This is a genomic window from Oleiphilus sp. HI0079 (assembly GCF_001635105.1).
Genome location: NZ_LWFT01000571.1, coordinates 1 through 7,050 on the forward strand (window position 1 = coordinate 1; position 7,050 = coordinate 7,050).

A 7,050-nucleotide genomic window follows, 5' to 3' on the forward strand; every position below is an offset into this window, starting at 1 on the left:
ACCTTCTTCGCGAAGGCTACCGGTGTTAAATAATTAAGCGAGCTATGTGGCCGTTCATGATTGTAGTGCTGCTGCCACAGATCAATTTCATATCGTGCTTCTTGTAACGTTCGGAACCAATGTTGGTTCAAGCAAGCGTCTCTAAACTTCCCATTGAAGCTTTCAACAAAAGCATTCTGCGTCGGTTTCCCAGGCGATGTTCTCGTTCCGTTGAATTACTAACGAGAAGAATTAGAACAAACGCGTGTCTAAACAAGTGGCTTATTGGGTCAAAGACAAATGACCCATTTACAGGTGGTGAGGGAGAAAGATACTCTAGGAAAGACCTCAATATCAAAGTGGAGAAACAATGTCTCGTTGGGATGAGTTCGACCGCATGCAAGAGAGAGTCGAAGAGGGAATACAAAAGATTAAAGACAATACTGAAAGGTTCAATCAGGTTGCTGGGTACTTAAGCGATGAACAAAAGAAAAAATGGAACTTACAGAAGTCTTCAATCCTCGACCAAATTAAAGACGGAAAAACGTTTGGCGATGACTGGAGTCTTAACGGAGCGTGGGTCGACTTACCGGGCAAGCGTATGTTTAAAGTTCCAGATGATCTCCTCAGAATAAATGAAGAACGAGTTAAAGCTTTTCTTCGAGCACACAAAGTACATCTTACTAAATCTGAAATAAAAGATTTAACTGGTATGGTATTTAGCATGAGCGATGATGAAGCCAAGAGCAGACTTAAAGCCATCATTATTAAATACAGAACAACAGGGCGTCTTGAACTTGTGAGGTGACTCGGGATGTGCGCTTGAGACCTACCCAGCAGCGCTTCGCGACAACTGGGCTTCTGAAGTTAGGCGCGAGACCTAAACAGCAGAACTTTGGAACCAGCGCACAACATATATCTATAGAAGTCCAAATCTGATCTTACATTTCTCTCAATTCGCTTTAAGCAATGCGTACAAATAGACAATTGCAGACCTTAAATTTGCCAAGAATCTAATTTCGACTGCATTGACCTCCAGTGAATAATTGACATGTATGACTAGGCTTTATTATTTGCCTTTAAGCGTCATTTAGTGGCTACAGGCTTTTGGGGAACTACAAGTCACTGACGCGGTACTTATCGGTCTTGTAGATGCTCTTCACTCCGTCTAAATCGGCTGATTTATAAGCAATCGAATAGCCATACTCTACACTTTGATTTTTGCTCTCAACGGGAATCTGCTTGTCACGAAGATGGACTAACATCAACTCAACTTCACTCATTGGAGGAATTGTAATTCTTCCTTCCTTCTTGTGATAACTCAATAAGTCTCTATACACCCTGCCGTCGTAATAACCTGCCATTTCAGTAACGTCTACAAAACTAGTGGACGTATTTCTAATATTGAGCACAAGTCCATTTTTAATCGAAGCAGCAACGTTCTCATCCTCTAGAATGAATTTTTCTGGGACAAAATTGAAAGAAACATCTGTAACGCGGTATATCGGACTACTAGGGTCCGAGCTTTGTTTGTACTGGAATTGATATTTTCCTAAAGATCTTTCTTGAAAACTGTTAAAGGATTTTCTTCCAGTAAATACATCAACAGCGGGTGTTCTATTTTTCTTTTTTTCTATTTTTCTCGTTAGCTTGGAAATAAGAGATTCAGGAATTGCGCGGTTAGCGTTAACGACCTCAATAGGTGCTTTGTCATATCTTTTTTTGAAGGAGATATAACTATCTATATCGGCTTGAAAGCGGTGTGTCGCACGATCTAGAAAATATGTTACATAATTATTGAAGCCGTAATCATCACAAAAAGTACAATAAGCTTCTTCTGCATCCCGACTTCTACCGTCATCCTTGCGGCTTAAGTCAATTCTAGCAATTGCACCATCTCTAACAACAAACTTATGCTGATATTTAGACAAAGAACCTTGGTAAATTAAGCGATCGTTAGTCCATTTTGCAGAGGTCCAGAACCTTCGGTAATGCGAGGAGTTTCTAACAAAAGGATTCTGAACAACGAAAGGCCTAGATTTGTACTCCTTCTCAAGCGAATAGTAGAGCAATTTCTCCTGCTCTTGTGAGGAAATAAGTTCAGTATTGACTAGTTTAGCACCTGTAACGGGCGGCTTGATCGGCGTTGCACATCCGAAAAGAGTGACGAGTAATAGCGCTAGAATTAGATGCTTTGTGTATTGCAAAATAGTTCCTTAGAATCGTTTTTAACTTCCTCATATGAGCGTAACGTGCATTTATGATTGGTTGCAACATGCACCTCGTTAAAAATTCTTCGAGCGATGTAACGAAAAATAATACTAATATCTTCTTTTCTTGGTGACTTCAAGGGATTACTGCATAGTAAACCGCAGCTTTAAAGGTCGGCTAATGTCTAGTAGCGGCGCATACTTCAAAGTCAACCACACCAGCCTTCACGCTTACCACCATTATAAGATCGCGCCAATCCCTGATTGATCAGCGCTTGGCCTACGCTCAATCCATCGATATAAACATCGGCCACGAGTCGAAAGTATTTGCCGCGCTCAGGCTCATGTAGAACCACCTCACGGCCTTCTTTGGTGGACTGTTCAATCAATGCCCGGAGCACGTTCCTGGCTTGAATGGCCTTTTCTTTTTCAGCCTCACACTTACCGCGAATTTCTGGCGCGTCGATGCCACGTAATCGTATTGGCATGTTGTCGCAAAATAGCGATGCATCACAATCAAGGTTCACTCTCAAGGTATCACCATCGTAGACAGAAACCACCCCGAGCACCTTTAACGGACCGTCAGCAAATGCGAATGACTGTAACAAGCTAATGAATATGAAGAGGATGATCTTGCTAGGCATTAAAGGCTCTTTTGTAAGAATCGGAATGCTGATAATCTAACACTTCACAATTCAATCAGCTAAAGGATTTAGCATTATGTCAGAGTATGGATTACTCACTCTTTCTCGTTCGTCTGAAGAAAGCCTAAAACTCACCACAGCCTACGGTGAGGAAATTACGATCCACTTCCACAGTTTCGGCAACAACAAATGCAAAGTCAGCATTGATGCGCCGCTTGATACCGAGATCGTGCGCACTGAGTTGCTTGATAAGCCTAATCATATCTTGGTGGAGGAATAAGTATGGATAAGCCTAGATCATATAACTGGCGTGTCTTGATGTTGTTTTTGTTTGCGTTTGGTGTTTGGGCCGCCGGCTTTCATTTGATTTTCAGTTAAGTAAGCTTGTCCGGTCCAACAAAAAGAAAAGCGAGGCAAGTGTTTACAAGGTTTACGATCAAAAAAAACCGCCCAATAGAACGGTTCTTCAGATCCAAGGTAGTAAGTCTTGGAAACGTATTCGGCATCTTTCCCAGAAGCCTAGTTAAAGTTATTAATGATCTGCTTGAATATCAATTCGGTGACTCTCAACGTTGACGCTCGCTTTCCTGCGGAAATTTGTCCTAAATTCACCCGCTTTTCAATGCTCGTTTCCTTCCGCAATTTTCTATGAGCACTCCAAAGCTAGCTTTGGACGAAATAGCTTTGAAGAACCTCAAGGCCAAGTTCTCACACCTAAAAAATGTAGTTCCCCAAGAAGATCGCTCAATATCAGCGCCTGTATTGCTCTGTCAGGAGATCTCGGTAAACCACGTCAAACTCTTGTGGTAGAGCGATGCTTTTGTCACCGTTTGCATAACGCTCCATAGCAAGCTCCGGTTCAATACCAACCAGTTGACTGGCATCGACTAGGATCTTCACCGTATCGTAAGGCATGTATGGATAAATCTCTTTCATTTCACGCGCTTTCTCGTAACCAAACTTGGAGGCAGCGACGGCGTCGGAAAGGATCACGATATTCTTTGATGTGTAGCTATTGATAGTTTTTTGCTTGTCGTCTTGGTCTGTCATATTAATCCTCTCAGTCATTTTTAGTTTATCAAAAGTGCGTTTCTAAACTAGGAGAGGACCTCACTTTCAGGCTGATAAGTGCAGACTTATAAAACAACCGTACCAAAAAAGGAGTATTAATATTTAATACTCCCCTACGCGGGTGTGTAGAAAATCTCGTATACAGTTCAGAACACGCGAAAATCGATACACCCATGAGCTTTGAACAGAAGTTGTTACAAGGTCAGCCGAAAATTAAAGCGCCTTATTCAAAGAGCGTATTTATACGCCATTTGAATAAGGCACCTCTTGAATCTCGCCAAAAAACTCAACACCGATTACAGAGCCATCAGTGGCGACATCAATGTTTACTTGTTGGCCGTTGAAGTCGGCGACAACGGTGTGACTGAAAGTTTTTGTGCCTTTTCCCTGACATTGCAGATATGACATATCTGCGACTGGGTCATACTTGATCATACTGATCTCCTTTATGTTTGCGCGCTCCACGCTTCACTGCTTTCTTGCGATCCACATGAACCGCTTCTTTGTTGAAGTGCCTGGCATGCTTTGCCACCAGATTCTTCTGTTTCATTTCATCCTCCTATAGCCAGTATAAAAACCGAGACAGAATCTCATACTGGTTCTCTGTAAAAACATAATCCTGACCATACTGATCAACCATGCCAAGTAGTTCATCCGCACAAAGGATGGTGTCTTCCTTATCCACAAGATTAGTCAATACAGCAGCAATTTCCTTCAGCTCCGCAGCCATCATTTTGAACTCCTCACTAGTGAGTGTGGCAGTGTTTCTCAGCTTACCGTAAACGCCCCAAGCTGCTACCTCTGCCTCTAATCGGTCCATTAATTACTCCTTACGCCCTCCATACCAGGGTGTCTTTGTCTTTGATTTCCGCCTTGCCTTTTGCGAGGCCGTTCAACAAGTCGAATCCGTCGCGCTCGTTGTCGCACGTGAAGTCGATCAACTCGCAGACCTTTTCGCCGCCTCTGTATCCTTCGATGTTGATGAATACTGGGCGGAACAGGTCGCCGTTGTTGCTGATTTCTACGCGGTAGCAGATGCCTTTCTTGGCGTAGATGTTCAACGTGACGGCGCTGAGCGTGATGCGCTCCTTCTTGTCTTCTGTTTCTCCGAACGCCTTGGCGATGTTCACCAAGTCTCGTGCGTCCATATTTCTCTCCTCTATTGTTAATCTATTGGGTCAAGTCGAACCCTCGACTCATCTAAGTAGAATTTTCATTCTTGAAACCGCGAGAACCCTTCGCGCCCCTGAAGATGCGCACTAACGAATTCCGCCGCCAGATAAAGCCGATCTAAAATTTCGTGATTCGAATACAAATCGATTGCCGTCGTTTCCTCCTACTTATCATTTCTAAACCATGCGACGGAGTCCTGTGCTGTTGAGATGGTTCCATCTGTGTTAATTACATACCCCTTACCTTGCTCAAATTGCTTTTTCAGCGAACCTTCAAGCTTGTCCTGCTCAGACAACGCCTGCCGAGTTTTCAAATGCGCCGCTTTTCGTCTATGCATACAAATTCCTGTTTTGTGCCGAGCTAGAGGTTTTCGACAGCTACAAAAGTTTCTTTAGATATTTTCAGAAAAAAGTTTTTATGCCTGTTTGCGGCGTTCAAGTTGGTCCAATAAATCTGAACCCTACAAGTCGCAGAATGATGATCGACAGAAAACGATTCGAAAATGAGGATCCAACCTCAGCATCATGAAGGTAAACGCTGCGTTTACCTCAACAGATGCCTGAAGGTCAGGACATCAAATCATTGAGTATGGAACAGATACAAGAGTTGTCACAGAAACTGTCACAATTTGTCACAGCGAGTTTTTGATGCTATAAAAGCAAGAGAGGGAAATCAGTAAGCTACTGATTTCCCTCAACTTATTTGGTAGCGGGGGCCGGATTTGAACCGACGACCTTCGGGTTATGAGCCCGACGAGCTACCAGGCTGCTCCACCCCGCATCAAAACTTTTTGCTTGTTTCTAGCTGGTACTAGACTCAAGGAGCTGAGAGATATTAAGTGGCGACCGTTTCGCCCTCCCTCAACACGGCGCGAATAGTATAGTTACGACCGCTCGTGGTCAAGGGTATTTTCTGTTTTTTTATAATTTCTTTTCTGAATGGTCAAATAACAATCAGGAGAGCCAGTGTCACCCACCCTCTAAAACCTCCCTTAGCTCATCGATCCAATCTTGAAGCTCGTCAGCAGCCCTCTCTTTTTGGCGCTCAGTTAAACTTGGAACAAGCTCAATAAGGGCACTTTCTAGCTGCTGCCGATTCGTTTGACGAGAAGATGCGTACTCTTCAGTCCACCAAATTGATGGATCTCGAATCCAGGGTTCGATAACCGACACCTGCTGCTTAAGAATACTCGAGTTAAACTCGCCAACCCAATGCCGTGTATTCTCAACCCTTACGTCTCGCTCATTCTTCAGCAACTGAACATTCCGACGCACCATGGCAACCTGCACGTCATTTAGATCGCCAAACCAGTTTTCCAGACGTTCGATACGAGAGTCCTCCTTATCCTCTTCGCTCTCAAGCGATTCGAACCAATCTTCTGATTTATCATCGATATACGCACCAAAAGCAGACAAGTTATCTTCTCCAAGTTCAACAGCAACAGGGGCAAGTCGCGGTGCGAGCTCATTGAGAAACTTCGCATTGTGAAACTCCAAGGTATCGAACAGATCGCTAATCTGCTCTGAAGAAGCACTCTCGCTCCACTCTTGCTTCGCTGCTTGGAGATCAACAAGCAAATGCGGGAACCCTTCTTCTTCAAACCAAATTTTCATCTGCTCGGCAACGTGCTCAACCTGAACCTCTTGCTCATCGGTCAAATCAAACATTCTGGACATTTGCCAAGAACTCAACCAAGGCAATCGTTCAAAGAAAAAGCTAAAGGTAGAGCAACTGCTGACGGAGAAACTCAGCAACAGAATGAGCGAAAATCTGATGATTGCGCGCAGAGAAACCATGTATCGTCTTCCAGACTATGCTTTCGGATTGTTACGTTTATCGAGGCGATTTGGCTCTTCGATCGAGCCACCGCTCACCTCTAAGTTAAAAGGCTCCGCAGCGCACTGCTTTAATTGCGGCGCAGCACTGAAATCAAATCCGGAATGATCGCCCAATTGTTCTGGGTCATACCGCGT

The 7,050-nt window shown here is 43.7% G+C and carries 11 protein-coding genes, 1 tRNA gene and 1 pseudogene; 2 read left to right on the forward strand and 11 right to left on the reverse strand.

Going from position 1 to position 7,050, the window contains the following annotated elements:
- Positions 1-194, reverse strand: a pseudogene (locus A3750_RS24885) (transposase); the annotation flags it as partial.
- Positions 195-349: 155 nt separating this feature from the next.
- Between A3750_RS24885 and A3750_RS09405 the strand changes: the two are divergent.
- Complete coding sequence (locus A3750_RS09405; protein WP_068548201.1) at positions 350-787, forward strand: hypothetical protein; 438 nt, start codon at positions 350-352, stop codon at positions 785-787.
- A gap of 307 nt (positions 788-1,094) precedes the next feature.
- Here the strand turns inward: A3750_RS09405 and A3750_RS09410 are convergent, their stop codons facing one another.
- Positions 1,095-2,186: a hypothetical protein gene (locus A3750_RS09410; protein WP_068548202.1), complete on the reverse strand. Its 1,092-nt coding sequence runs from the start codon at positions 2,184-2,186 to the stop codon at positions 1,095-1,097.
- 212 nt (positions 2,187-2,398) lie between these two features.
- On the reverse strand, positions 2,399-2,833 hold the full coding sequence (locus A3750_RS09415; protein WP_068548203.1) for a thermonuclease family protein: 435 nt from the start codon (positions 2,831-2,833) through the stop codon (positions 2,399-2,401).
- A gap of 76 nt (positions 2,834-2,909) precedes the next feature.
- Here A3750_RS09415 and A3750_RS09420 point away from each other — a divergent pair, with 76 nt between their 5' ends.
- Entirely contained in the window at positions 2,910-3,113 is a 204-nt protein-coding gene (locus tag A3750_RS09420) for a carbon storage regulator (RefSeq protein WP_068548204.1), read from the forward strand.
- Positions 3,114-3,583: 470 nt separating this feature from the next.
- On the opposite strand, the gene A3750_RS09425 is transcribed toward A3750_RS09420, so the two are convergent.
- From A3750_RS09425 to A3750_RS09450, 8 genes are all read right to left on the reverse strand, one after another.
- Positions 3,584-3,883 (reverse strand): hypothetical protein, encoded by a 300-nt coding sequence (locus A3750_RS09425; RefSeq protein WP_068548205.1) that lies wholly within the window; start codon positions 3,881-3,883, stop codon positions 3,584-3,586.
- 261 nt (positions 3,884-4,144) lie between these two features.
- Positions 4,145-4,339 (reverse strand): DUF2283 domain-containing protein, encoded by a 195-nt coding sequence (locus A3750_RS09430; protein ID WP_068548206.1) that lies wholly within the window; start codon positions 4,337-4,339, stop codon positions 4,145-4,147.
- Entirely contained in the window at positions 4,326-4,454 is a 129-nt protein-coding gene (locus A3750_RS27120; protein ID WP_255374875.1) for a hypothetical protein, read from the reverse strand. Before A3750_RS27120 ends, A3750_RS09430 begins: the two co-directional genes overlap by 14 nt.
- Positions 4,455-4,463: 9 nt before the next feature.
- Positions 4,464-4,724, reverse strand: a complete 261-nt coding sequence (locus A3750_RS09435; RefSeq protein WP_068548207.1) for a hypothetical protein — start codon at positions 4,722-4,724, stop codon at positions 4,464-4,466.
- 10 nt (positions 4,725-4,734) lie between these two features.
- Positions 4,735-5,052 carry a hypothetical protein gene (locus tag A3750_RS09440; RefSeq protein WP_068548208.1) on the reverse strand — a complete coding sequence of 106 codons (318 nt, stop codon included), beginning with the start codon at positions 5,050-5,052 and terminating at the stop codon, positions 4,735-4,737.
- A 188-nt stretch (positions 5,053-5,240) separates the two neighbouring features.
- Positions 5,241-5,414: a hypothetical protein gene (locus A3750_RS25330; protein WP_156498505.1), complete on the reverse strand. Its 174-nt coding sequence runs from the start codon at positions 5,412-5,414 to the stop codon at positions 5,241-5,243.
- Positions 5,415-5,780: 366 nt separating this feature from the next.
- A tRNA-Met gene (locus A3750_RS09445) sits at positions 5,781-5,857 on the reverse strand.
- A 188-nt stretch (positions 5,858-6,045) separates the two neighbouring features.
- On the reverse strand, positions 6,046-6,753 hold the full coding sequence (locus tag A3750_RS09450) for a DUF6279 family lipoprotein (RefSeq protein ID WP_156492202.1): 708 nt from the start codon (positions 6,751-6,753) through the stop codon (positions 6,046-6,048).
- Positions 6,754-7,050: the final 297 nt, after the last annotated feature.